This window comes from Paenibacillus sp. FSL H8-0175 (assembly GCF_045040615.1).
GTDB lineage: Bacteria > Bacillota > Bacilli > Paenibacillales > Paenibacillaceae > Paenibacillus_AQ > Paenibacillus_AQ odorifer.
In genome coordinates, this window is sequence record NZ_CP150299.1 from 1394966 (window position 1) to 1421192 (window position 26227).

25 protein-coding genes are annotated in these 26227 nt (G+C 45.5%); 20 read left to right on the forward strand and 5 right to left on the reverse strand.

The features are described 5' to 3' along the window. Positions 1-56 precede the first annotated feature (56 nt). From MHH46_RS06080 to MHH46_RS06090, 3 genes are all read left to right on the forward strand, one after another. Positions 57-1412, forward strand: coding sequence for a glucose-6-phosphate isomerase (locus MHH46_RS06080; protein WP_036681734.1), 1356 nt, complete (start codon positions 57-59; stop codon positions 1410-1412). A 146-nt stretch (positions 1413-1558) separates the two neighbouring features. Next, complete coding sequence (locus MHH46_RS06085; RefSeq protein WP_076128170.1) at positions 1559-2191, forward strand: YigZ family protein; 633 nt, start codon at positions 1559-1561, stop codon at positions 2189-2191. A 3-nt stretch (positions 2192-2194) separates the two neighbouring features. Further along, positions 2195-2776: a TetR/AcrR family transcriptional regulator gene (locus tag MHH46_RS06090; RefSeq protein ID WP_036681739.1), complete on the forward strand. Its 582-nt coding sequence runs from the start codon at positions 2195-2197 to the stop codon at positions 2774-2776. A gap of 146 nt (positions 2777-2922) precedes the next feature. On the opposite strand, the gene MHH46_RS06095 is transcribed toward MHH46_RS06090, so the two are convergent. After that, entirely contained in the window at positions 2923-3324 is a 402-nt protein-coding gene (locus MHH46_RS06095) for a secondary thiamine-phosphate synthase enzyme YjbQ (protein WP_076128168.1), read from the reverse strand. 208 nt (positions 3325-3532) lie between these two features. On the opposite strand from MHH46_RS06095, the gene cysT reads away from it, so the two are divergent. The 7 genes from cysT to MHH46_RS06130 all read left to right on the forward strand — a co-directional run bounded on the left by cysT (position 3533) and on the right by MHH46_RS06130 (position 11218). After that, positions 3533-4348, forward strand: coding sequence for a sulfate ABC transporter permease subunit CysT (gene cysT, locus MHH46_RS06100; protein WP_076128166.1), 816 nt, complete (start codon positions 3533-3535; stop codon positions 4346-4348). After that, entirely contained in the window at positions 4345-5142 is a 798-nt protein-coding gene (locus MHH46_RS06105) for a sulfate ABC transporter permease subunit (protein WP_076104839.1), read from the forward strand. The genes cysT and MHH46_RS06105 overlap by 4 nt, the downstream gene beginning before the upstream one ends. 1 nt (position 5143) lies before the next feature. Further along, positions 5144-6208 carry a sulfate/molybdate ABC transporter ATP-binding protein gene (locus tag MHH46_RS06110; RefSeq protein ID WP_076104838.1) on the forward strand — a complete coding sequence of 355 codons (1065 nt, stop codon included), beginning with the start codon at positions 5144-5146 and terminating at the stop codon, positions 6206-6208. Between the two features lie 317 nt (positions 6209-6525). Further along, positions 6526-7593 (forward strand): sulfate ABC transporter substrate-binding protein, encoded by a 1068-nt coding sequence (locus MHH46_RS06115; protein ID WP_076194739.1) that lies wholly within the window; start codon positions 6526-6528, stop codon positions 7591-7593. 139 nt (positions 7594-7732) lie between these two features. Further along, positions 7733-8518 (forward strand): MBL fold metallo-hydrolase, encoded by a 786-nt coding sequence (locus tag MHH46_RS06120; RefSeq protein ID WP_076194741.1) that lies wholly within the window; start codon positions 7733-7735, stop codon positions 8516-8518. A 316-nt stretch (positions 8519-8834) separates the two neighbouring features. Further along, positions 8835-9416, forward strand: a complete 582-nt coding sequence (locus tag MHH46_RS06125) for a GNAT family N-acetyltransferase (protein WP_076128163.1) — start codon at positions 8835-8837, stop codon at positions 9414-9416. A 17-nt stretch (positions 9417-9433) separates the two neighbouring features. Next, the gene (locus MHH46_RS06130; protein ID WP_076194742.1) at positions 9434-11218 is read left to right on the forward strand and encodes an ABC transporter ATP-binding protein; all 1785 of its coding nucleotides are present in this window, start codon (positions 9434-9436) and stop codon (positions 11216-11218) included. A 71-nt stretch (positions 11219-11289) separates the two neighbouring features. On the opposite strand, the gene MHH46_RS06135 is transcribed toward MHH46_RS06130, so the two are convergent. Then, positions 11290-12093, reverse strand: a complete 804-nt coding sequence (locus MHH46_RS06135) for a Cof-type HAD-IIB family hydrolase (RefSeq protein WP_036681768.1) — start codon at positions 12091-12093, stop codon at positions 11290-11292. 12 nt (positions 12094-12105) lie between these two features. Continuing rightward, positions 12106-13053 (reverse strand): DMT family transporter, encoded by a 948-nt coding sequence (locus MHH46_RS06140; RefSeq protein ID WP_076194744.1) that lies wholly within the window; start codon positions 13051-13053, stop codon positions 12106-12108. Positions 13054-13281: 228 nt separating this feature from the next. On the opposite strand from MHH46_RS06140, the gene MHH46_RS06145 reads away from it, so the two are divergent. The 6 genes from MHH46_RS06145 (at position 13282) to MHH46_RS06170 (ending at position 20420) form a co-directional block, all read left to right on the forward strand. Continuing rightward, positions 13282-13995, forward strand: coding sequence for a metal-dependent hydrolase (locus tag MHH46_RS06145; RefSeq protein WP_076128159.1), 714 nt, complete (start codon positions 13282-13284; stop codon positions 13993-13995). A gap of 59 nt (positions 13996-14054) precedes the next feature. Next, complete coding sequence (locus tag MHH46_RS06150) at positions 14055-15866, forward strand: sensor histidine kinase (RefSeq protein ID WP_076185762.1); 1812 nt, start codon at positions 14055-14057, stop codon at positions 15864-15866. Next, positions 15859-17058 carry a response regulator gene (locus tag MHH46_RS06155; protein WP_076128155.1) on the forward strand — a complete coding sequence of 400 codons (1200 nt, stop codon included), beginning with the start codon at positions 15859-15861 and terminating at the stop codon, positions 17056-17058. The genes MHH46_RS06150 and MHH46_RS06155 overlap by 8 nt, the downstream gene beginning before the upstream one ends. A 189-nt stretch (positions 17059-17247) precedes the next feature. Beyond that, the gene (locus MHH46_RS06160; protein ID WP_076194746.1) at positions 17248-18579 is read left to right on the forward strand and encodes an ABC transporter substrate-binding protein; all 1332 of its coding nucleotides are present in this window, start codon (positions 17248-17250) and stop codon (positions 18577-18579) included. A gap of 107 nt (positions 18580-18686) precedes the next feature. Continuing rightward, positions 18687-19562, forward strand: coding sequence for a carbohydrate ABC transporter permease (locus MHH46_RS06165; RefSeq protein ID WP_038569153.1), 876 nt, complete (start codon positions 18687-18689; stop codon positions 19560-19562). A gap of 30 nt (positions 19563-19592) precedes the next feature. Beyond that, positions 19593-20420: a carbohydrate ABC transporter permease gene (locus MHH46_RS06170; RefSeq protein WP_036681776.1), complete on the forward strand. Its 828-nt coding sequence runs from the start codon at positions 19593-19595 to the stop codon at positions 20418-20420. 90 nt (positions 20421-20510) lie between these two features. Here MHH46_RS06170 and MHH46_RS06175 read toward each other — a convergent pair whose 3' ends face one another. Further along, positions 20511-21512, reverse strand: a complete 1002-nt coding sequence (locus MHH46_RS06175; protein WP_076128152.1) for a lipoate--protein ligase — start codon at positions 21510-21512, stop codon at positions 20511-20513. A 227-nt stretch (positions 21513-21739) separates the two neighbouring features. Here MHH46_RS06175 and MHH46_RS06180 point away from each other — a divergent pair, with 227 nt between their 5' ends. The 4 genes from MHH46_RS06180 (at position 21740) to MHH46_RS06195 (ending at position 25393) form a co-directional block, all read left to right on the forward strand. Continuing rightward, entirely contained in the window at positions 21740-22828 is a 1089-nt protein-coding gene (locus MHH46_RS06180) for a histidinol-phosphate transaminase (protein ID WP_076194748.1), read from the forward strand. A gap of 129 nt (positions 22829-22957) precedes the next feature. Then, positions 22958-23695 (forward strand): adenosylcobinamide amidohydrolase, encoded by a 738-nt coding sequence (locus tag MHH46_RS06185; RefSeq protein WP_076194750.1) that lies wholly within the window; start codon positions 22958-22960, stop codon positions 23693-23695. Positions 23696-23744: 49 nt separating this feature from the next. After that, entirely contained in the window at positions 23745-24704 is a 960-nt protein-coding gene (cbiB, locus tag MHH46_RS06190) for an adenosylcobinamide-phosphate synthase CbiB (RefSeq protein WP_076194752.1), read from the forward strand. Between the two features lie 8 nt (positions 24705-24712). Next, positions 24713-25393 carry a histidine phosphatase family protein gene (locus tag MHH46_RS06195; RefSeq protein WP_076194754.1) on the forward strand — a complete coding sequence of 227 codons (681 nt, stop codon included), beginning with the start codon at positions 24713-24715 and terminating at the stop codon, positions 25391-25393. Positions 25394-25498: 105 nt separating this feature from the next. Here MHH46_RS06195 and catA read toward each other — a convergent pair whose 3' ends face one another. Next, a complete protein-coding gene (catA, locus tag MHH46_RS06200) occupies positions 25499-26158 on the reverse strand; it encodes a type A chloramphenicol O-acetyltransferase (RefSeq protein WP_076185747.1) in 660 nt (219 codons plus the stop codon). Positions 26159-26227: the final 69 nt, after the last annotated feature.

The window sequence follows — 26227 nt, forward strand, 5'->3', positions numbered from 1 at the left end:
AGTTGTAACAAACGGTTTTAAATTTAAAGAGATAAAACAGGAGGTTACCATTACCGATGTCTAAGAAGATTAATTTTGACTACACAAAAGCTCTTTCGTTTTTTAACCAACAAGAAATCGACAACCTTGCCGCCCCAGTTAAGCTAGCACACGAACAGTTGCATAACAAAACTGGTGTAGGCTCTGACTACCTTGGATGGATCGATCTGCCGACAGCTTACGATAAGGAAGAATTCGCTCGCATTCAACAAGCTGCTAAGAAGATCCAAAGCGATTCCGAGGTACTGATTGTAATTGGTATCGGAGGTTCTTATCTGGGAGCACGCGCAGCTATTGAGGCGCTATCGCATTCTTTCTACAATAACCTTTCTAAAGATAAACGCAAAACTCCAGAAGTTTATTTCGCTGGTAATAACATTAGCTCTACATACATCACGCATCTGCTTGATCTAGTAGAAGGTAAAGACTTCTCCGTGAACGTAATCTCCAAATCTGGAACTACTACTGAGCCAGCGATTGCTTTCCGCATTTTCCGCGCTGCTCTGGAGAAGAAATACGGCAAGGAAGAAGCTCGTAAACGCATTTACGCTACTACAGACAAGGAAAAAGGTGCCCTTAAGAAATTGGCAACTGAAGAAGGTTATGAATCCTTCATCATTCCAGATGATGTAGGCGGACGTTACTCCGTATTGACACCTGTAGGCTTGCTGCCGATTGCTGTAGCTGGCATTAACATTGAAGAAATGATGCAAGGTGCTGCTGCCGCTGCGGATGAGTTCAACAATCCAGATGTAGCTACTAACCAAGCTTATCAATATGCTGCAGTTCGTAACGCTCTATACCGTAAAGGTAAAACAACTGAAATCCTCGTCAACTATGAACCTTCCTTACACTTTGTATCTGAGTGGTGGAAACAATTGTTTGGCGAAAGTGAAGGTAAGGACTTCAAAGGAATTTATCCTTCTTCCGTTGATTTCTCCACAGATCTACACTCCATGGGTCAATTTATCCAAGAAGGTAACCGCAACATTTTTGAAACGGTTATCCAAGTAGATCAAGTAGCTCATCATGTTACGATTGAGAATGATCCGGATGATCTGGACGGCTTGAACTTCTTAACAGGAAAGACTATGGATTTCGTGAATAAGAAAGCTTTCCAAGGTACAATGCTTGCACATACAGATGGTCAAGTACCTAACCTTATCGTTACTATTCCTGATCAAACACCATACACCTTTGGATATTTGGTGTACTTCTTTGAAAAAGCCTGCGGTATCAGCGGATACTTGCTCGGTGTTAACCCATTTGACCAACCAGGCGTAGAAGCATACAAGAAAAACATGTTCGCATTGCTTGGCAAACCAGGTTACGAAAAAGAAAAAGCAGAGCTGGAAGCAAGACTTACTGAATAGTATTGCAGTAGGTTTTACAATGGCTATTAATCACAGAACATTCATACTAATGTAAGTCACCAGGAGCAGTCCATAGGTAATCCAATACCGGGACTGCTCCTGACATTATATGAAGACATCATATGTAAATAAGGACTGGAATAATTATGTTAGAACAATATCAAACGGTCCGCTCTTCCGGCTCAAAGGAAGTTGTGATCCGTAAATCCCGTTTCATTGGTCATGTTATGCCAGTGGAGAATGAAGAAGAAGCTTTGTTGTTTATCGAGGACATCAAGAAGAAACATTGGAACGCAACGCATAACTGTTCTGCTTATGTGATTGGGGAGAGAGACGAAATCCAGAGGCAATCGGACGACGGGGAGCCGAGTGGGACAGCCGGCAAACCGATTTTGGAAGTAATCCGCAATCAGGGAGTTAAAAATGTCGCAATCGTAGTTACCCGTTATTTCGGAGGCATTATGCTGGGTGCCGGTGGGCTGATTAGAGCTTATACGGATGGAGCAGTGCTTGCGCTTGAAGCAGGAGAAGTAATCACCCGTGTACTGAGACGAGAGGTATTCGTAGAGATCGAGTACACTTGGCTGGGCAAGGTTGAGAACGAACTTCGAGGAAGAGGGATTCAGACTGGCGAGACTTTGTTCACCGACAAAGTAACGTTGTTATGTTTGCCGCGAAATGATGAGGGTGAGACTTTTATGGCATGGATAACAGATCTAACCCAAGGGCAAGCCCTGATAACAGAAGGGCGGCGGATTTACTACAGCGAAGGGGATTAGTATATGGCAAGGAGAGCAGTGGAGCAGGAGTTGTCGAGGGAAAGGATTCTAGAGGCCGCTAGGCATCTGTTTATAACCAAAGGGTATCGGGCAATTTCAATGCGAAGTATTGGTCAGCATTTGGGATATAGCCACGGCTCTCTCTATTATCATTTCAAGGAAAAGGCGGAGTTGTTCTACGCTATTGTTGTAGAGGATTTTAATCATGTGGCTGCTTTACTCAGTCAAGTGATGAATAAACCGCCTGAAGAAGGAATGACAAGGGTAGAACAGCTGATTATGGAATTTATTAGATTTGGAATAGATCATCCCTATCAATATGAAATTATGTTCATGATTCGCGATGAGGAATTGCTAGCTTATTGTAGAGCAGAACAGGGACGATGTTTTGATTTATTCTCAAGTATTGTGCGCCGTCATATGAAGGAAGAGGGATATGTGTCTGAGGACTGGCAGAATGTGCCGTTGACAATGTTCTTGTCTGCACACGGATTTATTTCTTATTATATCCAGGATAAAGTATCGTTTGACGATGTGAAAGAGGCAGCGTTAGCTCATATAAAGGTTTTATGTCGCAGCCTTTAAAATGCTGTTTTTTTTATAGATCTTCACTTTAAAGCTGTGCATTGGTATAACACTGCTTCTCTGCTTGATGAAAGTATTACTAGACTCTAGTTATAGTCTAAATGGCCGCTCCGCAGCGATAACGGAAGCGGCCATTTGTATGTTTATTATCCCTCTACTATTTTTAAGAAACATTGCCGGCGTCTAGGTCCATCGAACTCACAGAAATAAATACCTTGCCAACGACCGAGAATTAATTCACCTTCGTGGATGATCAGGGTCTGGGAAGGCCCGGTAGTAATAGATTTAAGATGAGAGGCAGTATTGCCTTCCTCATGCCGATACTTCGGATGCTCCCAAGGGTAGACCTCATCCAAACGCATCAGAACATCATGCTTCACATCAGGATCTGCATTTTCATTAATAGCAATACCAGCAGTGGTATGAGGACAATAAACTACAATCAATCCGTCTTGAACTCCACTTTTTTTCACATAAGAAATGACTTCCCGAGTAATATCACGTAATTCATCCCGCTTTGTAGTAGTGATCTCCAGAGTATGCAACATAATCAATCCCCTTCCTGTGAGGTGCCATTTTTTAGTGTACCTTTGATACATATATTTTAACCCAAATTCACTTGAAAGTAATTGACGGCGGTGAGAAGGATTTGGTAAAGTAGTAATAATATAAAACCAAGTATATAAATAGGAATAATTAATGAGGATTTTGGTTAGTATACCGACCGGTTATCCGGAGGTGGGAGGGCAAAAATCATTGAATTCGCTGCTTAGACACAAAGGCTGGACTTGGGGTTTCCGAACTACAATTTTGCTCTATTTTGTAGTATTGATCGTGTTGCCCATACTCGGGGTCTATTACAACTCTTTTTCTCTTGGTTTTGGCAATTTTGTGGAAAGCGTCAGCGATCCAATTGCTTGGAAGTCGGTGCTGCTAACCTTAAAGCTGGCGATTTTCGCCACTTTAATTAATGTTTTGTTAGGAACTATGATTGCTTGGGTCCTTATTCGTTATCAATTTGCTGGTAAAGCGCTGCTAAACAGTCTGGTCGATTTACCTTTTGCACTACCAACAGCTGTCGGAGGTTTGATGATTCTACTGCTGCTTGGACCAGGTAGCCTTATCGGCAAAGCAGCTGAGGCACTTGGATTTGAAATTGTTTTTCATCAACCGGCTATCGTAATTGCTATGGTGTTCGTGACGTTTCCATTCGTGATTCGAGCGGTTCAGCCCTTGCTGGAGGAGTTGGATCCATCCGAAGAGGAAGCAGCATATACAATGGGTGCCAAGGGGGCAAGGGTATTCTGGCAAGTTATTCTTCCATCAATGGCGCCTGGGATGATCAGTGGTGGGATGCTCGCATTTTCAAGAGCACTTGCGGAATTTGGTGCAGTGGTACTCGTCGCAGGTAATATTCCGGGCCGTACGCTTGTATCTTCTGTTTTTATTTTTGGTGAAGTTGAAAGTGATAATCCGGTCTCCGCCGCTGCGGTTTCTGTTATTCTCTTGACCTTATCCTTTCTCATTCTTTGGCTGATTAATATGCTGCAGATGCGGGGGAGACGCTCATGAGGAAATTATGGATTGCTCTTACTTATTTAGTGTTTTTTCTGCTCATTGCTGCTCCATTAGGAAAAATGGCTATCGGTGCTTTTAGTGAAGGATTTGGTGGTTTCTGGAATGCTCTGACTAGGCCCGAAGCGCTGCATGCGCTCATGATGACTGGGCTTGTTGTGATAGTAGTTACGTTATTAAATACATTGTTCGGTATTATGATGGCTCTGTATCTTGTTCGGGCGAACTGGATCGGCAAGCGTCTAAAAGGATTATTGAACAGTATTGTGGATTTGCCTTACGCGGTATCCCCTGTAATCGGAGGATTGATGATTGTCCTGTTGCTGGGTCCCGATAGTACCTTGGGAGCGATTTTTGAGGGGATTGGACTAAAGATCGTTTATGCGATTCCCGGGATGATCATTGCCACTTTATTTGTTACCTTTCCTTTAATGGTGCGTGAGGTTATGCCGGTGCTTCAGGAGATTGGTTCACAGCAGGAGGAAGCGGCTTCGACATTGGGTGCTCGTAGCTGGACTATTTTTTGGAAGGTAACTTGGCCTTCGATTCGTTGGGCGGTTGTGTATGGTGTCATTCTTACGGTGGCACGTTCACTTGGAGAGTTCGGCGCGGTACTTGTGGTTTCGGGGAACATTATGAACAAAACCCAGACGGCGACAACTTTAGTCTATCAGGATGTTGAGAATTTTAATGTGACGGCTGCTGGAGGAATAGCGCTAGTTCTGGCTGCATTTTCCGCAGGTCTGCTGCTGTTGATGGAATGGACCAAGAGAAGAAAGGAAGTGCAGTAATATGCATGTAGAAGTGCGGGGGTTAAACAAGCATTTTGGAGATTTTCATGCGGTCAAGGACGTCAATTTCACCATTACAAAAGGTCACCTGATTGGATTGCTCGGCCCAAGTGGAGGCGGGAAAACCTCAATTCTACGTATGCTGGCGGGACTGGAGTCACCGGATACCGGAGAGATTATTTTTCATGGTCAGACGGTGAACAATCTTCCTCCTCAAGAACGTGGGATCGGCTTCGTCTTCCAGAACTATGCACTCTTCAAACATATGACTGTATTTGATAATATCGCTTTTGGCTTAAAGGTTAAAAAGGCTAACAAAACAGCTATCCGCGATCGTGTTATGGAACTTGTAGAGCTTACAGGGTTAAAAGGGTTCGAGAAACGTTATCCGCATCAGCTATCAGGGGGACAACGTCAGCGTGTGGCTTTTGCACGTGCGCTTGCGCCTGAACCACAGCTGCTGCTTTTAGATGAACCTTTTGCCGCTATTGATGCGAAGATCCGCCAGGAGCTGCGCGCTTGGCTGCGTGAACTGATTGAGCGTGTAGGTATCACCTCTATTTTTGTAACCCATGACCAAGATGAAGCGATTGAAGTAGCGGATGAAATTATGATCATTAATCAAGGACGTTTGGAACAAAAGGGTACCCCGTGGGATATTTACAAGGAACCCAAAACACCGTTCGTGGCAACATTTATCGGCGAATCTACGCTGATTGAGAACGCTTCTGAGGTTAAAGGCTTTACAGGTGCGGGGGACGGAAAACCTACCAAAGCGCTGATTCGTCCTGAATATATTGAAGTGGGTAACCTGCATGAGTTCAAGATGGCTTCTGCCACGGAAAAAGGTGTTGTGAAACATCTGCATTTCCGCGGCAGCGAATGGCTCGTTGAGGTTGAAGTAAATGGCCACAAGCTGGTCACCTACCGTTCGTTGGAGAAAGAAACCTTGCAGCCGGGTCAGGAAATCTCAGTACTGGTACATCGGGCTTATCTGTTTAATGATGAGCGCAGCTGGATCCAGGAGAACAACCTGAAAGAAGATCCAATGCCGATTTTTATTTAAAAATAAATAAAATGATTTTCAATTTCTTTTGATAGTAGCGAATGTGATTCGCTAGGATTAGAGGAACTGATGTGAAGGCCAGAAGTAATGAAGTGGAAGTTTGGAACTGTAGGAGCGGAGCGACCGCCTTTGTTTCCGGATTTAATCCGCTGAGGATATAAAATTAATAAATCTGGGAACAACAGCGGCCGAAAGTTCAAACATTCCGCGTAATTACGGCAAATACCGAACGTTGGATACTTGAATTTTAAGTTTCAGCCATAGAGCTACTTTCAAGGAAATATTAAAAATCATTACCTCGAAGGATGTGGGCCGCAATGAATGTCAAAAGGAGCAGACAACTGCACGGATGTTTTGCTGCCCTAATGCTGGCCATTCTCACGCTGACAGCAGTCGGTTGCGGGAATGAGAAGGCAGCTACGACGATGGCAGAGCCTTCGAAGCAAGGGGATGTTACGCTGGTAATTGGCGCATACAGTGTGGCTAAGGATGCGATGCAGGATATTTTACCGTTATTTGCTGCCAAGTGGAAGGCGGATACGGGTCAGGATATTAATTTTCAGGAGTCTTATGAGGCTTCAGGGACACAGGCGCGAGCGATTGTAGGTGGATTTGAAGCGGATGTGACGCTGCTAGCCATGGAAGGTGATGTCGAGAAGCTAGTTAAGGCTGGACTCGTAGCGCCGACATGGAAAGAGCAGGGTGAACAAGGCATGGTGACACGTTCAGTAGTAGCACTTGGTACCCGCGAAGGAAATCCCAAAGGCATTCGCGATTTTGCGGACTTAGCCAAGCCGGGGATTAAAGTATTATATCCAAACCCGAAGACCTCTGGTGGTGCGCAATGGGATATCAACGCGATCTATGGGGCTGGTCTGAAGCTGTCAGAGGAGCAGGAGGGGGCAAAGGATCCAGCAGCAGCCAAAGCTTTTTTGGAAAGCATCCATGCCAATGTAGAGTCTCTGGATAAGAGTGGCCGCGCTTCTATGGCAGCCTTCGAGTATGGAGTGGGGGATGTAATTGTCACCTATGAGAATGAACTGCTGGCCCGGATTGCTCAGGGAGTCAAATACGAAGTCATTATTCCTAAAAATACAATTCTGATTGAGAATCCGGCGGCTGTTATAGAGAAATATGCGGATGAGCATGGGACACGCATAGCATCAGAAGCACTGGTTGATTTTTTGATAACCCCACAGGCACAAGAGATCTTTGCAAAATATGGCTTTCGTCCCGTGGATAAACAAGTCTATACTGAGCACAAAAGCGATTACCCTGATCCGGCGGGCCTCTTTGATATTAACTATTTAGGAGGCTGGGATGAGGTGCGAAGTTCACTTTATTCCAAGCGTGGAATTTGGTATCAGGTACTTGCCGGAATATAAGGTAGAGGTATAACAAAAGAGTCATCCCAGCAGTTCTTCTGTGGTGGGGATGGCTTTTTTTGGTGGGTCTCTTTAAGATAGAGAGAGGGTAATTTTGATTTATTACTTCGTTGAAGAGAACCTGAAGGAGAGATAACAGATGGATACGTTGGTGTTTTTGGGTACAGGGGATGCCATGGGGGTTCCTCGGGTATATTGCAGCTGTGAGACCTGTACAGAGGCAAGGGAACAGGGTGAAAATATTCGCCTGCGCTCTTCTGTACTTATAGATAATGGCAGTGACTTTTTAGTGATCGATTGTGGGCCTGACTGGCGGCGTCAGATGGAGGCGCAGGGAGTACGGAATATGCGCAGACTGCTGGTGACACACGCTCATTTTGATCATATTGGTGGGCTGCCGGAATGGGCGGATTCTTGCCGTTGGATGGGATATAAGGGCCAGCTCTATGCACCAGCGGAAGTGATTCCGATTATTGAGCGGCAATACCCGTGGCTGCGCAATCAGATCGAGATGATTCCTTGTGATGAAGGTATAGAGCTAGACGGCTGGACAATAGATACCTGGAAAGTGAACCATGGCAAGAATGGATACTCGTATGCTTTTCGTCTGGAGAAGGAGGGCTATGTATGGGTGTATTGTCCAGATTCCATTTCTCTTGGAGCTGAAGAGACACGCCTGATGCATGGAGCTGACTTGCTGGTATTAGGTACAAGCTTCTATTACGAAGCAGCGGAGTTATCGACTCGTTCTGTATACGATATGACGGAAGCAGCGGAGCTGCTGCAAACTGTGAAGCCTCAAAAGGCAATCTATACCCATATGTCGCATGATGTGGATATGAGAAAATCATATATTTTACCGGAAAATGTTACGCTGGCCGAAACGGGGATGAGAATACCCTTAGGATCTTCGGAAATTAGATGAAATTTAGATAAAAAGAAAACTCCCTTCATTTGCTGGAAGGGAGTTTTCGTGATCCTATTTAAACCTGTTATATTCCGCCTTGTTGAATCCGTTTAATTAACTCTTCAAGCCAATAAATGGAGTGGTCCGCTTTAGTTGAGATATTCACTAAATCAAAAAGGGACATCATTCGGGCAACTTCAGCCTGTTGATGTTCCTTTTGTGATTTCTATTGCATTCAGTATTCAGATCCCGATTTATACTATATAATCAAAAAGCATATCGTATTATTTTTACATATTTAGAATAATTATCATCGCCAGGGGAGGAGTACGAAGTGGCTGACTCCAAGGATCCAATCCTGCTTGATTTTCCCGAGAGTTTTGAAACAGAGAGGCTGCTCATTCGTGCCCCTTTATGGGGAGATGGAGTTAGCATGAATGAGGCTATCCGTGAAAGTATAGATGAATTGAGACCTTGGATGGCTTTTGCTCAAGTAATACCCACATTAGAAGAATCAGAGAAAGTTACTAGAGAAGGCAGACTGGAGTTTCTAAAAAGGGATAAGCTACATATGCGTATTTTTAGAAGGGATACGGAGGGTTTTATCGGCTGCATTAGCCTGCATCATCTAAACTGGGAACTCCGCAATTTTGAGATTGGTTATTGGATCCGGAGCGCCTGTGCAGGCAAAGGATATATGACAGAAGCCGTAAATGGAATCACCAATTTTGCCATACGGGAACTAGAGGCGAATCGTCTCGAAATCTTTTGTAGTGCACGAAATACCAAAAGTGCCGCGGTAGCCGAACGTGCGGGTTTTACACTGGAAGGGATCCTGCGCAGTGCGAGTCTTGGGTATGACGGGGAACGGCATGACAGTAAGGTGTTCGCTAAGGTTAGAGGTATAGAATTTTAAGTGAGAGGGCTGGTTCTTTGAAGCAGAAAGGCGTATTTTCAAGATTAAGTACATATATGTTAAGGCACAAGCTCTTATATACGATTTTATTATTTACGACTTTATTTGGGATTGTTCTGGATTTAACGATTGCTTGGCTGCTCTCAGTAATTACGGATGCTGCGGTTAGACTCGATGTGAAAGCTTTTAAAGGGCTGGTTATTTTCGGATTAATCTACTTATTAGTGAGTGCAATTAATGGTTTCATCGATCGATATCTCAAAAATAAAATCGCAGCTAAGATCAGAAATGAGCTGCGGTTGGATATGATGCGGCATGCCTTAGCTCTTCCTCAGTCTTATTTTGACCGTAATCATTCCGGGGATTTATTGTCCCGCTTTACTAATGATAATCAATCTGTTGGTAATGCTACAGGCGAGGTAATGATTGATCTAATCCGTAACCCTTTACTAGCCCTCGCGGCATTTGGTTATTTGCTCTATATTAACTGGCTACTGGCATTGATCTGTTTTGCAATGGGGCCTTTGATGTTCCTTACGGGAAAAATCTTTGGTTCAGCGATGCGTGAGAACAGTGTGAAGATTCAGACTAATATGAGCAAGATTACTTCCTTTTTACATGACATTCTAGGCAGTAGTATGGTGTTTAAATCCTTTAGCATTGAACGCAGACTAATGAAGCAGTATCAGGAGCATAGTGAGAATATTACTTCTGAAGAATTGAAGCGGGGAAGAATTGAGGGAGCTACTGGCTCATTCTCCTCTTTTTTGGGAAACTTTACGTTTCTTCTGGCGCTGGTCGTGGCTGGTTATTTTGTGGCAAAAGGATCACTTGAGGTCGGTGCGATGATTGCTTTCATCCAGCTCATGAATTATTTAGTGATGCCGTTCTCGTCATTGCCGGGACTGATCAATTCGATGCAGCAATCACTTGGGGCGGCGGGACGGATCTTTGAGGTGTTGGATAGCCCGGTGGAGGTTGAGACCCTTCCAGAAGTGGAGACTAAGCAACCAGAATTTGAGAGTATGGTTATGTCGTCGATCTCTTTCTCGTATCCGGGAGCAGAGAGACAAAGTATAAACAAGATTAGCTTAGAGCTTCAAAAAGGAACCCAGATGGCGGTTGTGGGACCGAGTGGTGGAGGTAAATCTACGCTTTTCAAACTATTGCTGGGATTGTATGAACCCGATGAAGGCGAAGTAATAATCAATGGGCAGCGGATCAACGAGATGAGTCTGGCTAAGCTTAGAAGTTATTTTTCCTATGTGCCGCAAGAGGCAGGTCTTTATACGGGAAGCATTCGTGATAATATCCGGAATGGAAATCCAGAGGCGGATGAGCAAGAAATTCTGGAAGCTTTGCGAAAAGCGAATGCCTATGATTTTGTAATGGAATTGCCTGAGGGACTGGATACTGATATTGGTGAGGAAGGCTCACGACTGTCCGGGGGACAACGTCAGCGGCTTTCCATTGCAAGAGCAATTCTGAGAAACGCTCCTATTCTACTGTTGGATGAAGCTACTGCTGCACTTGACAATGAATCAGAAAAACTGGTACAGCAGGCCATTCGTAAACTAATGGGAGACAAAACTACACTCGTTATCGCGCACCGTTTATCTACGATTCAGAACGCTGATATCATTCTCGTGATGGAGAATGGTGAAATTGTGGAGAGTGGAACGCATGATGTACTGCTTGCTGCTGAAGGAAGATATAATGATTTGTACTATTCTCAGCTAGAGCAGGAAGAAGAGAGTGGAATGGGAACCGAGAAAGTGGAATTAGCTTCTACAGGAGTTTGAGTTTTGGAATAAAAAAGGGTGCAGCAACGTCATGAAATATGGCGTTGCTGCACCCTTTTGCTTAAGGAAGTTTAGTTCACTTTATTAAGAATGAATTTATCAATCGCATATTTCACGCCATCGTCATTGTTGCTTAAGGTCACGAAATCAGCAATTTCTTTCAGAGCAGGAATAGCATTCTCCATAGCGACGCCAAGTCCGGCAGCTTCCAGCATCTCATGGTCGTTCCAAGAATCACCTACAGCGATGGTCTCGGAAAGATCACAGCCGTAATGTTTGGCTAGGAATTCAAGTGCAATGCCCTTGGTTCCTTCATGATGCATGATTTCCAGGAAGTGTGGTTTGGATTTGGTAATATGCACGGAATCGCCAAGCAATTCATGCAGGATTGGAGCCAGCTCATCCAAGAAATCAGGATCATCGATAATTAGCATTTTTGGTGTTTTTTGCGGAACAAGCTTTTCCCAGTCAGGCTCAATAAAATATTGCGTTTTATTCAAGTCCGTATAGTCTTTGATCTTTTGGTTGTCTTCACGGGCATATAGCTTGTCGTCAATGTAAGTTTGCAGATGCAGATTATGCTCCACGCAGTAAGTGAACAGCTTGCGGACTGCATCTTGCGGGACGTAACGCTCATACAGTACTTTTTCATCGAGCAAGTTCTTAACGAGTGCACCCTGGTAAGTAATGATAGGTACGTTTAGTCCAGTTTGACGGGCAATGGCTTGAGCGGAAGCGTAAGCACGGCCTGTAGCAAGGGTTACAACAACACCTGCGGCAACAGCCTCTTCAAGCGCAGTTTGGGTAGCAGGTGTTACTTCCTTGTCATCATTAATCAGAGTGTCATCAATATCAATCGCGATCAATTTGTACATTTGTCTCTCTCCTTATCTCTTTCTAAATAGATGTAATTTGGAAAAATAACTCTTCTTATGTTGATTCTGACCCGGTTCCGGGCTCAGCTCTGCCATAAGCATAGCCCCCAGAATACAACCACAACCGAGCAGAGCGGACAACCCGAGTGTTTCCCCGCCAAAGGCTAAACCCGTCAGAACGGCAAATACCGGTTCTGTGGCATAAATAATGGCTACCCGTGATGGGGTAGTATATTTCTGACAGGCGGTTTGAATCCAGAAGGCAAAAGCGCTGGTTGGCCCGATGGAGATCAGCAGAGCCCAAAGCACATCTGGGTCCTTAATCAGCTCCCTGCTGTGGGCGAGCGGTGTTGCCCCTTCAAAAATAAGCGAGGCAGCAATACTGAACAGCCCAACGAAAGCAAGCTGCAGAGTAGCTAGCGGCAACGCCGGATAATGAGGTGCATAAACGCCAGTATAGGCTACCTGTAACGCAAAAGCTATGGCACACAGAAGAATCAAGGCATCGCCTTTATTCAAGGATAATGCAGAGCCCGTGAAGGTCAACAGATAAAGCCCGATTGCGGCGAGTGCCGCACTGAACCAAGTGTATCGTGAAATCGCATGCTTCAATAGGGCAAGAGACAGAAAGGGAACTAGGACAACCGATAGCCCGGTAATAAAGCCGGTATTAGAGGTTGTTGTATATAGAAGTCCCATCGTCTGAAAGCCATAGCCCATAAACAAAAAAAGGCCAAGCAGCAGAGAATCGCGTACCATGCGGAAACTAAGCTGTTTCCAATCCTTGCGGTAAAAAATAACTGTGATTAGAGCCAGCAACAGGGCAGCGCCCATAAAGCGGATACTATTAAACGCGAGCGGTGGCAACACCTTGACAGCATTTTGTACAATCAGAAAGGTACATCCCCACATCATCGCCACCAATAGCAGGCTAAAATCGGCTATACGGGAACGCTTCACTACTTAGGTCATCCTTTCTTCAGCAGCTGCCGTCTCTATGTAGACGACAAGGTCAAGTTGTCCAAATTGTATCGTATATTCATGGGGAGGACAAGATAGAAATCGCGTAAAGGCTTATATACTAAGCGATTTCAGCGTTTTATGTAGACAAAAAAACCGGGTCTTGATATACTTCGATAACCGCACATTTGTTCTTGTTTTTGCATCTTAGAAAGGAGCGGTTTCACTATGATGGGCAGATCCCATTTAATTATCAGCACCGGGGTTACCCTATCTGTTATGAGTTTGATGGCCCATGAGATTACAATCCCGGTTATTGCTGTCGCCGCATTAAGCTCGCTCCTGCCAGACATTGATGAACCGAATTCGTTACTGGTACGCAAGGCGATTCCTGACTTTCTGCTCAGGGTACTACAGGTTGCTTTGATAGGAGCAGCGATTTATCTTTATTTTGCAGGAATCGTTGAAAGCCCTTGGAATATTGTACTGGCCCTACTTGTGGGGAGTGTGACTTTCCTGCCGGGAAGAAAGCTGCGGCATCTGGTGATGGTACTAATCGCTACTGCGGTATTTGCATACGGAGGGGCATATGACCCTTGGAACTACATAGTAGCTTGTATACTCGTAGTTACATCACTTGTCCCGCATCGTGGATTGACTCATACCTTATATGCTGTTGCAGGCTGGAGCACTTTATTGTATTTTGCTTCATCGGGTATACAGGATGGTGGCAGTCTATGGATAGCAGGTGGCATGTCTTATGCGCTTCATCTATTAGCCGACTCTCTCACCCAAAGGGGAATTACGCCCCTGCCGCCCATTCCATTTAAGCTGCGTCTAAAGCTAATGAGTACAGGCACGAAAAAAGGTGGAGCTGTAGAGAATGTTTTTATCCTGCTGACACTAGCCCTAGTTGTATATGTATTTATACTTTCTCCTTGAGATTTACGGATATGAAGCACATAATGAATTACCGCTAGAACACACAGGAGGCGGCTGTTATGCGGGGGGATTCCTTAGTGAAGTGGTTTGGAAGATTGCAGATTCGTAATAAAATTATCCTTATTTTTATACCGTTGATCATTTTTCCATTGCTTGCTTTAGGCTTGCTCTCAGGGCAGATGTTCAGCCGTTCGATGATCGAAAAGGCTAAGTACAATTTTAAAGATGAATCCAAGCTCATCATGCAGCAAATAGATACGATTGTAAAAAATACGGAGAGTAGTGCTAACATTATAACTACCGACATCCATCGGATGTATGCTGAACGTCCGTTGTTATCCTCGACAGTGGAGCAGACGCGGTTTCGCAATTTAATGCAGAGCCAGCTTTCTATCGATCTGATTATTTTTCCGGATGTCGATTCTGCTGTGTTTGTGGATACGGAAGGCCAGATTTATTCCTCTTACGCCTACGGTAATCCTAACGAGCAGAAGGTATTCACCAGCGATATGCTGGAGAAGGCTAAAGAAAAAGGCAGCTACGGAGTTAACCGTTGGCTTCCCATGGAGCAGAGAGATTATCTGGTTAGTGATCCGGCAGTTCCGGTGCTCACACTAAGTAAAGTCGTGTACAATCTTAAAACGGGCAACCTAATAGGTACATTATTTGTGAACGTAAAAGAAGATGCTCTCTCTGCTTTTCTGGAAACCGCTAGAGAAACCTCTTCGGACAAGAAATATTTTATAGTAGACGGAACGCAAAGGACCGTGTCTACACCTGATAAATCAAAGCTTCTACTGAAGCCTGAGGACAGACTGAACGGCAGTCTTAGGAAGACGGGAAGCTCTGTCTCGGAAATTATCGGCAGGGGGAGCGGGCGAGAGCTGGTCACAGTGACGTATTATGATAAGCTGAATTGGAAGCTTGTGAATACCATTTCGCTGCAAAAGTTAACCGCTGATATTCATCGCAATATAACGTTAACTATATTCGTGGGAATTGGATGCCTGTTACTGTCTCTGCTGCTTGCAGGAAAGCTGTCACAGATTATCGTAAATCCGCTTCTTCAGGTGACGAAGGCGATGCGTAAAGTAAGGGAAGGCGATCTGAATGTCACCTCACCAGTGACTACAGAGGATGAGACGGGGTTGATCTCCACCGTATTCAATTCCATGGTTGGTCGTATCCAGGAGCTGATGCGGACGATTACGAACGAACAAGGCCGGAAACGTGAATATGAACTAGCTCTGATTCATGCCCAGATTAAACCACATTTTCTGTACAACACACTGGATACGATTTATGTACTCAACGATTTGGAGCTTAATGAAGCAGCTCGGGATACGACCAAGGCACTGGCAGACTTCTATCGGGTTGTTCTTAGCAAAGGAAACGAGGTTATTCCACTGTCCGAGGAAGTATCAAATGCAGCTGATTATTTGGCTATTATGCAGGTTCGCAACCCCGACGTATTACGTTACGAGATTAATATCCCGAAATCTCTCGAAGGAGTTAAGGTACCCAAATTGTCCCTACAGCCACTCATAGAGAATGCAATCTACCATGGATTAAAAACAAAGGGTAGTCAGGGGCTTATCTCAATAGAGGCTTATACACACGGAAGAGAAGTTATCATTACCGTGGAGGATAACGGTGTTGGCATGTCCGAGGAGCAGGTGTCCCGGATTGTAGAATACCGCTCACGAGAAGGAAAACCGGCATCCATTGGCATTTACAGCGTTCATGAACGGATTAAGCTGTATTTTGGAGAACCATATGGCCTATCGGTGGAAAGTAGACTGGGAAAGGGTACTGTTATGAAAATGACGATTCCCGGAACGGAAGTGCAGGGGGGCAGCATAGATGTATAAAGTGATGGTTGTAGATGACGAGCCGCTGTTTCGTTATTATATGCGGACCAAGCTGGATTGGAGTAAATATGATTTCAGTGTCTGTGGTGAAGCGTCAAATGGCAGAGAAGCGCTGGAAGAAGCGGAACGGACGAAACCTGATTTGGCTTTAGTGGACATTAGCATGCCCTATATGGACGGTATGGAGCTGGTTACCCGGTTACAGGCCAATGCTCCTGATATGCTGATTGTTTTTGTAACAGGGCACAATGAATTTGATTATGCGCAAAAAGCGATTCGCTTAGGTGTACAAGATTATTTATTGAAACCGTTTAACCAGCAAGAGTTTAACGAGATGATGATCAAGGTGAAGCAGCGCCTTCAGTCACATAAAATAGGTGCACGCAAAGCTGGTAAGCCGGAAATAATTGCAGAAGGGACGGCTTCTAGTAAGCTCTTTCCACTCCAAATGGACGAGCAGAATTCCTCTGAAGGGATAGAGGAGTTCTCCTTTCCATCCAAAGAAATCACTCATCTTGGAATTCAGGATGCCATGCTGATGGCGTTAAAGATGGGGGATGGCGATGCAGCGGCGAAGGACATAAGCAAATTAATTGAGATTCTACGACGCCAGAAAGGGGGAGGCAGCTATTCCTTTACTCTTTTAATGAGTATAGTATCTCTTTGCCTTGCCTATGCTGGAGAAAGAGGGATCAATCCGGAAAGTCTCTGGAAACCAGCAGGTTCATCAGAGCAGCGGCTACGGGAGATGGATAACTGGGATGAGACCGAAAGCTGGATAAAAGGCTTGTACAGTAAAGTCATTGATCAAGGTCGTGAGCACCGCCCCTCTAAGTCGTACAATTTATTCATTGCCGCCAAAGAGTACATCCGGGAGCATTATTCCGATTGTGAGCTGACGGTTGACCAGGTAGCGAATGGCGTATATGTAGATACCAGCTATTTACGGAAGGTTTTTCGAAAAGAAGGTGGAATCTCTGTACTTGATTTCATTACCTATACTCGTATGAAGCAGGCCAAGGAACTGCTTGCTGGAGGAAATGTGAGACTGTCTGAAATCGCCGGTAAAGTGGGCTATAATGATCCGAATTATTTCAGTAAATGCTTTAAAAAACACTATGGCATGCCGCCGTCTGAATTTGAGCAGCTGGCTGCCCGTTCCCGCCATATTGGCGTTAATAATGAAATTTAATAAACAAATTTGGTGGCGGCTCTCTGGTGAGGCCGCTTTCATTTTGTCCTGTTTATTACCGATTGTGCCCGATATGGCTCTTTTTGGGTCTTCAAGGCTCAAATATAATAGAAACAGGACGATGAAAACGCTAACAAATAGCGGTTTCAACTAGCTCCACTAAATAGAGCATCAGAAAGGGGATTCATTATGAGCAACAAGCTATTCAGAACACTGGGGGTTGCAACCGTTTTATCCTTAGCTTTCTCACTTACAGCCTGTGGTGGTAACAATGCCGGAAACGGTGGTTCAACCTCTGAAGATTCCAATACGACCGCTGGGAACACCGATAAGAAAATTCAAATAAAAATTTATGCACAGCATTTTGACGAAGATACTTCAAAGCCATTTGATTATGCCGTAGAGGAATTAAAAAAGGAAATGCCGGAGGTGGAGATTGTACTGGATGAGGCTGTTCAAGACGGCTACCAGAAGCTGAAAACATATGCCGCGACTGGGAACATGCCGGATATTTATGAAACAGACTGGCCTACGCTGCAAACCTTCGCCAAATCTAAAAATGTCGAGCTGCTTGATGACTACCAAGCCACCAAAGATTTCAAAGCGAATCTAAACACAGGGAATGAGTCCCGTCTAATTGCCCCAGACGGTCATGTATACGCATTCCCATATACGGGAATTGAATTCCAAATGTTGTTTTACAACAAGGATATCTTTAAAGAGGTAGGCATCGAGATGCCGATCAAGACGATCGATCAGCTGGCTGAAGCGGCTAAGAAGCTTTCTACAGCAGGGTATACACCGCTCTCAATTTTCGCGAAGGAGAAATGGATCACTACTTCTTTTTATAGCGGACTTGTGACTCGTGAGGAGACGAAAGGGTTTGGCCCACTCGAAACGAAGGGAACGACAACATTGCCTTCGCCTTATGTAACAGCAGCAGAACAAATGAAGAAGCTGGAAGAAGCAGGCTTGTTCGACGTCAATGCTACGAATACCAATTATGATCAAGCTTCATCTTTGTTCTACCAAGGAAAAGCTGGCATGTTCGTCAACGGTCAGTGGGAAATCTACAGCAGTGCTGAGAAGCTTGGGGATAAAGTGGATTGGATGTACTGGCCAGCTAAGGACGAAGCGACTTATGAGAACAACAAAATGTACATTAACGGTGCAGGAGGTCCTGGTGGCTTTGCCGTTTCTCCTAGCAGCAAGAATGTTGAGACCGCAGTGAAAGTAGCTAGTTTTATCGCACAAAAATATAGCGAATACAAATATACACAGCTGGGTAGCCCGATCGTAGCGACTAAAGTGGATAAAGAAATGACCGGTGAAGTGCCTGCCATGATGAAAAGAATCGCTGAAGAAGTGCTGCCAAACGTGAAGGGTTACGCCAATGCGGTAAGCAGTGTTCAAATTAAAAATGCACTGGACGACAATACACAAAATATGTTGATCGAAGGATTCTCGGCTAAGCAGTTCACGGATAACATGAACCGAGTGCTGAACAAAGAAAATAAATAATTAGAGAAATAAAATAAATAAAAATTGGTCCATGCCCTGCAGCTCACCCGGATCGAGCCCTTATATCGGGTGAGCAGCTTGGCAAGGAAGGAGTGGAATCTTACCGCATGCATAAATACTTAGGTAATAAGAAAGCCATAATGCTGTTTCTGCTTCCCGCTCTGTTGATTTATAGCGTAGTGATTATCTATCCGGTGCTTCAATCCTTTTATCGTAGCTTTTTCGAGTGGGACGGGCTCAGTACGGCTACTTTTAACGGATTGTCCAACTATGTAGAGATGTTTGATGATCCATTGCTTTTGACATCCCTTCGTAACGGCCTTATTTTTGCACTGGTGCTCGCTGTATTTCAGATCGGATTGGGAACCATTCTTGCGCTTGCCTGTGCCGATCCGCGAATCAAAGGGCGTAAGTTATTGAAAACAGCTTATTTTATCCCCGTAGTTCTGTCGGTTACGGTTGTTTGTCAGCTATGGATTGCCATCTACGATCCGAATAACGGATTGATCAATAGGCTTTTTGAAATTTTGCATATTCCTTATCAACAAAACTGGCTCACTTCTCCAACCACATCCATAATTGCGATTGCCTTTGTTAATGCCTGGCAGTTCATGGGTTACCAGTTCAGTCTTTTATATGCGGGGGTTAAATCTGTCCCTGAGCAGTACATGGAAGCTGCCACGATTGACGGTTGCTCCAAATGGATGGCGCATCGTAAGGTGACGATTCCAATGATGAAGGAGACGTTCAAATTCTGTCTGATCATTGCCATTACTTCAGGAATCGGTGCTTTTGTACAAATGTTGATTATGACTAACGGCGGACCGGGAACGAGCAACTATACGCTTACCTTTATGATTTATCGTTATGCTTTCTTGGAAAGCAACTACGGCTATGCCTGTGCGGTATCGGTTGTGCTTGTCCTTCTGTCGCTTCTGGCCACCATTATTATCAACAAGACATTTGACCGAAATGAAGCATAAGGCAGTACGCCGGAAAGGAAAAGGAACGTTATGAAAAAAGTGAGAGCATTGCTCATACAGCTTCCCTTATGGATTTATTTTATCATTTCCATCTATCCGCTATTATGGATGATTTCTTATTCTCTGAAAAATAATGACGAGATTTTTGTCACCAACCCTTTCGGATTTCCGACTAATTTCCGGATTGAAAACTATGTGGCCGCTTGGTCACAGTTCAATATACCGCGATATTTTACGAATAGCTTGGTAGTCTCTACGATTTCAACGCTACTTATTATCATATTATCGCTGATGTTCTCATTCGCAATTTCCCGGCTGCGGTGGAGATTCCGTGAAGGGGTCAGATTGTATATGACGATCGGAATGTTCATGCCGCTGCAGGTAATTATGATTCCACTTGCTATACTCGTGCGGGACTTACATCTGACTAATACCTACGGTGGGCTGATTGTTCCTTATGTCGCCATTGGATTGCCGTTCTCTTGTCTGGTATTCTACGGCTTTATGAAGGGTATTCCTGGGGAGCTGGAGGAATCCGCTTGTATGGACGGCGCGAATGTATACCGGATGTTTCTGCAGATTATTGTGCCGGTTGTAACGCCAGCTGTCGCAACAGTAGCCATTTTTCAATTCCTGAACAACTGGAATGAATTTTTGCTGGCTTATATTCTGATCTCTGATGAGGGGATGAAAACACTGCCGCTGGGTCTATTGTTCTTCCAAGGCCAATACAGCACAGACTGGGGTGGCATGGGGGCGGTTATGACGATGGCGAGTCTGCCAATGGTTATTGTCTATTTGTTCTTTAGTGAGCAGGTAGAACGGGCTATGACAGTTGGATCTGCTGTAAAAGGATAAAGCGAAGAGTATTAATTCATGCAAAAGAGGACTTCTGGCGAATGCGCAGGAGTCCTCTTTTTGATTCAAATCATGACCAGTGAATTCATCCTATTCCTCTAGGAAGACCAATCCGATAAAATCCTCCGGCTCAATACGACCGAAATAATGCTTCAAATCGAGATCAGCTAATGCTTCTCTAACCTCAGCCTCGTCATAACGTTTGCCACGAAGTGCATTTTCAACATCTACTACGTCACCGACTCCGAAGAAGTCACCATAGATTTTGATGTCTTTAATGAGGGAATCTTCAATATCCATCCGAATATCAATAATTCCGGCAGGGAATTTGCGCGTGTGTTTAACGTTGCTTTTTGGTGACAGACCGTAGTTCCAGTCCCAGTTCTGGTAGTGCTCCTTGGAGATCTCATTAATTTTGTCCCAGTCGGCTTGTTGCAGCTTGTACTGAGGAACCTCCGAAGGATCCATACCAAAGATCGAACGCAGCAGGCCGGCGCGGAACTCCTCGATCGTCATATCCGTACCCAGCAGCTCTTTGATATTCGCTACACGGCTGCGTACGGATTTGGTGCTCTTTGATTTAAACTTCTCTGGATTCACTTTTAGAGAGGCTTGTACATCATCTAAATTAAGATTGAACATCAAGGTACCATGGCTGAACATACGTCCGCGTGTGGAGAACTGAGCGTTACCGGAAATCTTTTGCTCACCAACTTGCAGATCATTCCGTCCGCTTAGCTCGGCGTTAACACCCATGCTTTGCAGGTAATCGATGACCGGTTGGGTAAATTTCAAAAAGTTATGAAAGGATTGGCCGTCATCCTTGGTAATAAAGCTGAAGTTCAAATTTCCAAGATCGTGATAAACAGCTCCACCGCCGGATAGACGACGTACGACCTGAATATTATTATCTTTTACATACTCTTGGTTAATTTCTTCGATAGTATTCTGGTGTTTCCCTATGATGATGGATGGGCTGTTGATATAAAAAAGCAGGTAACTCTCGTCCATCGGCAAGTGCTTCAGCGCATATTCCTCAATCGCCAAATTGATGGATGCGTCAGTAATCCCTGTGTTATCAATAAAAAGCATAGTGAATTCCTCCGTCGCAGCAAAATTGATTACAACTTTCATTCTAAACCAAAAGCGGTTTTTTAACAAAAGAGATCACATTGTTGAGATTCATGTCGGTTTGAGGGAAGCGGGAGATTTAGCTGATTCCTTCTGCGAAAGCATTGACGTTCTTCCGGCAAAGAGGCAATAATGGTGGCAATGACATACATATCGTGCTAGAGAAAGTAGATAGAGGGAGTGTAATTATGCTTGAAAAATATGGCCATGGCGGTGATTTGCTGACGGCAGCGGAGCTCTATGGGGAAGCTGGAGGCACATTTCTCGACTATAGTGCCAACATCAATCCGCTCGGTCCCCCACCGCAAGTTTTGGAGCTGCTCAGAACAGCACTGTCAACGGTGGTGGCATATCCGGACCCTGGACACCGACGCTTTAAACGCCTACTGGCGGAAAATCTTGGCGTAGATAATAACTGGTTAACCGTGGGCAACGGAGCAGCGGAATCTATGGCTTTGCTACTGCTGGCGATAGCTCCACAAAAGGTTGGCATCGTGGAGCCTTGTTTCTCTGAGTATCGGCAGCTTTCCGTACAATTTGGCGCTGAAGTATTATCGGTTCAGGGGACAAGGGAACAGCATTTTCGCGCTGGAGTGGAGGAGATTGCCGGGCTGTTGGAACAGGTGGAACTGTTATTTCTCGGACAGCCGAATAATCCCAATGGCGTTCAGTATGCTGTGGAGGAACTGCGCTTGTTAGCGCAGAAGGCTGAATGCTGCGGGACTTATTTGGCTGTGGATGAAGCTTTTATTGACTTTATCCCGGAGTCAGAGCGAAATACACTCCTGCCGGAGCTGGAGCGGTTTCCGCATACGGTTCTGGTGCGGTCGATGACGAAGTTTTATGCGATTCCCGGCTTGCGTCTCGGGTTTGCGATTTCACATCCGAAGCTGGCGAAGGCGATGAGCGGAAAGCAGGTCACCTGGAGTGTGAACGGCTTGGCGCTGCTGGCAGGGGAAGCCTGCCTTACAAGTGGACGTGACTATGAACAGCGCACGCGTGAGCTTATTGCAGCAGAACGCGAAAAACTGCGGCAGGGTCTTATGCAGCTGGGCTGCGATGTCCCACCGGGAGAAGCCAACTTTCTGCTCTGTGGCTTGCCATCACCGTGGAGCGCGGCTGAGTTTCAGACTAGGCTTGGCCGCGTAGGTATACTAGTGCGCAGCTGCGCTATGTATGCAGGGTTAGGAGCTGAGCATATTCGAGTTGCCGTTAAGGGACATGAGGATAATGCCCGCCTTTTGCTGCAGATGGCGGAGATTCTAGCGACTAAGTGACAGGTGGATGTAGTCTTTAATGACTCTATGTGCGGAGCGAGCTGACAGTGCGATTGGCGGGGCATCCTTTCGCGGATGGTTGTAAGTATTTAATGAAAGAAATGAGCGGTGAAAGGAGCGGGATCGGCTATGGTGGAAGTGAAGATTCCATTTAATCTTACAGGGGGAATCAGGGAGTATCGTCCGGCCGTCTGGCCAGGGCTTGCTCTGCAATGGAAGGATAAGCATCTTCTGCTGGAGCTGCCAGCAGAAGCCGATGGTTTATCGAGCGCGTTCTACGGCGGAGGAATGAACCGGCTGCAGCGAGCCGTCAATTTATATGTAGATCGCAATTACGAATGTAGTGATCCTGTCCAGGATATGGAGAATAAGCTGCACGATTGGGGTTATCCTTTATCCGGCTGTGCTGGTCTGATGACGGCTGTGCCGCTAGAGCATGCAGCGGTAGCTGAAGAGGACACGGGTTCAGCGGGGATTTTTGTTTGCGTTACAGCCGCCGCAGGAAATGCTGCGCGCGCAGGTGTGGAACGCAATGTGCTGGCTGTGTATCGGCCGGGTACGATTAACATCATGCTCTGCATTGATGGCCGCCTGACACCGGCGGCCATGGTCAATGCTGTGCAGACAGCTGTCGAAGCCAAAGCTGCTGCGCTGGCAGATCTCGGGATTACCGATCCCGAGAATGGCCTGATCGCAACCGGCACGACTACGGATGCTATTGTACTCGCTGTGAGCCAAAGCGGGCGATACAGCGCCGAGCATGTATATGCCGGCACAGCAACCGATCTTGGAGGCGCTATCGGCCGGCTTGTATATAGCGCTGTGACGGGCAGCCTGCTGTCGGTGCAGGCAAGGAAGGACGGCTAATGAGAATGGATAGCTGGAGAAGTAGAAGCTTGTTCAGAGGTGATTGCTTGTGACAATCGCTTTGGTGTTGCTTGCAGCTTATGTGATTGACCGGATCGTAGGTGATCCGCGTAACCTGCCTCATCCCGTAATTGGTATGGGCAAAGCAATCACGGCTCTGGAGCGGGCGATCCGTCGTTTATGGTCCCGCCCGCAAAGCCTGTGCAGAGCAGGGGTGTTACTTCCGCTATGTGTGGCGGGCGGTGCTTGGGCACTGACAGCCATCCTGCTATGGCTGCTGTCATCTATCTCACCGTGGCTCGTCTGGATAGCCGAGGTTTGGTTGATTTCAACCACGATTGCCTCCAAGGGACTAAAGGATGCAGGAATGGCGGTGTACGTGGAATTGCAGAAGGGCGATATCCCTGCTGCCCGCAAGGCGTTGGGGATGATCGTGGGACGTGATACGACTTTGCTAGACGCCCCGGAAATTGTCCGTGGAACGGTGGAGACCGTAGCAGAAAACATCGTCGATGCGATTATTTCTCCACTTTTCTACGCGCTGATTGGCGGTGCACCGCTTGCTATGGCTTATCGGGCGGTCAATACACTCGATTCAATGGTCGGTTATAAGAACGATAAATACCGTGATCTCGGCTGGGCCTCTGCCCGGCTCGATGATGTGGCTAACTTCATCCCGGCACGGATTACGGCATTGCTTTTGGCTCTATGTGCAGGGATGCTTCGTCTGGATTGGCGCAGATGCCTGCAAATGGTGAAGCGGGATGCACATCTACATCCAAGCCCTAACAGCGGTTATCCAGAATCAGCTGTGGCTGGCGCACTCGGCATCCGACTCGGAGGCGAAAATGTGTATCATGGCGTCGCTTCTTTTCGGGCTTATATGGGTGATCCGGTACGTACGATGGAACCGGATGATATCATCCAGACCTCGCGGATGATGATGCTCTGCTCTTCAATATTTGTAGGTCTATGCGCGGTTGTGGCATGGATATGGATTGGAGGCTGAGCGTCGGTATGGCAATTCCCTCTATAGAGCTTGAGCTAGTGCTTATCCGACACGGGCAGACGAAATGGAATGTTGAGCATCGTTACCTGGGACATACGGATCTTCCATTGCTTCCTGAAGCAAGTGAGCGGCTATCCCAACCTCAGCAGCAGATCTGCATGCAGACTGAGTTATCAGGTGGTTTTTGGCGTGTGTTCTGTTCCGATTTGCTAAGGTGTCGGGAGACCTTGGCTTTCGTAGCACCTTCACTAGAGCAGGACGCTGTTTATGATCAGCGGCTTCGTGAAATGAACTTCGGAGCTTGGGAAGGCTGCACTTATGAGCAACTGAAAGATAACTCTCTATATAGACGTTGGATTGATGATCCTTCAAAGGTTACACCGCCAGAAGGAGAATCGTGGACAGCATTCGATGCTCGGTTGCGTAGTTTCCTGTTGGACCTAGGTCAAGCTGCTGTGGCTGCATTTGGATGCTGTGCTATCAAGGAGAAAAAAAGTGAGGTTACATCGAATAGAGTATTGGTAGTGACGCATGGGGGTGTTATCAGGAATTTACTTGCACAGTTAGTTCCTGGTCTCACATTCTACAGTGCAGTGGCTCCTTCTCCAGGGAATGTAATGGTACTAAAAATACTCTGGCAGCATGGACAATGGTCAGCTGATAAAGCTCATATTTTGGAAAAAGGATGATTACATGAAAAAAGGTTTCCACGTCATTAGGAAAACCTAATAGGTGGAACCCTTTATGTTTGAACTATCGTTCGCTGTCAGCAGAATAACATGGTTAATTAGATATTAGGTAATAGGTAACCATTCCTTATAGGTATCTGCACGTGATTGTAATTCATTATACAGCATGCTGGCATGGTAACCGTCGCACACGGCATGGTGGAATTGCCCCGAGATGGGTAATAGTATTTTTTTGTCTTGCTGAAAATATTTCCCTATCGTAAAGATGGGAAGTAGGTAGGTTCCTTCGTTATACACGTTCAGGTTAAAGCTTGTGAAGCTGACCCACGGAATGCTGGAAATAGGGAAGGTGTTCGGCGGTTCGTTTGCTTTAGCGATAAATTGTTTCACGCTTCCGTACATTTTCATATCATCGAGATAACGGTTATAGAAATCATTAAACTGTTCACCGTACGAAGTCCAGATGCTTGAGAAAGTCTTATCATCATCATGGAAAATTGTAAAACTAGGGGACAAGCTATCCCAATAACCTAATCTACCTTCAGAATCAAAACATGTGCGGAATTCACTATGACGGTTCACCACCGTAGTTATCATGTGGATTAGTGCTGGGTACAGCTTAATTCCCTTATGCTTAAGCTCTGACAGTAGAAGGGTGATATCAATATTTACAGTCATGCTGTAGGTGCATCTGACATTGTTTAAATAATGTTCAAAATAGGGTTTTCTACTCCAGTTATCAATGACAATCGGGTTAAAAATCATTTATTATGACCTCCTAAAATTATTTCATTTTTCATTTTAGGAGGTCTGCTGGACTGATTTCACCATATC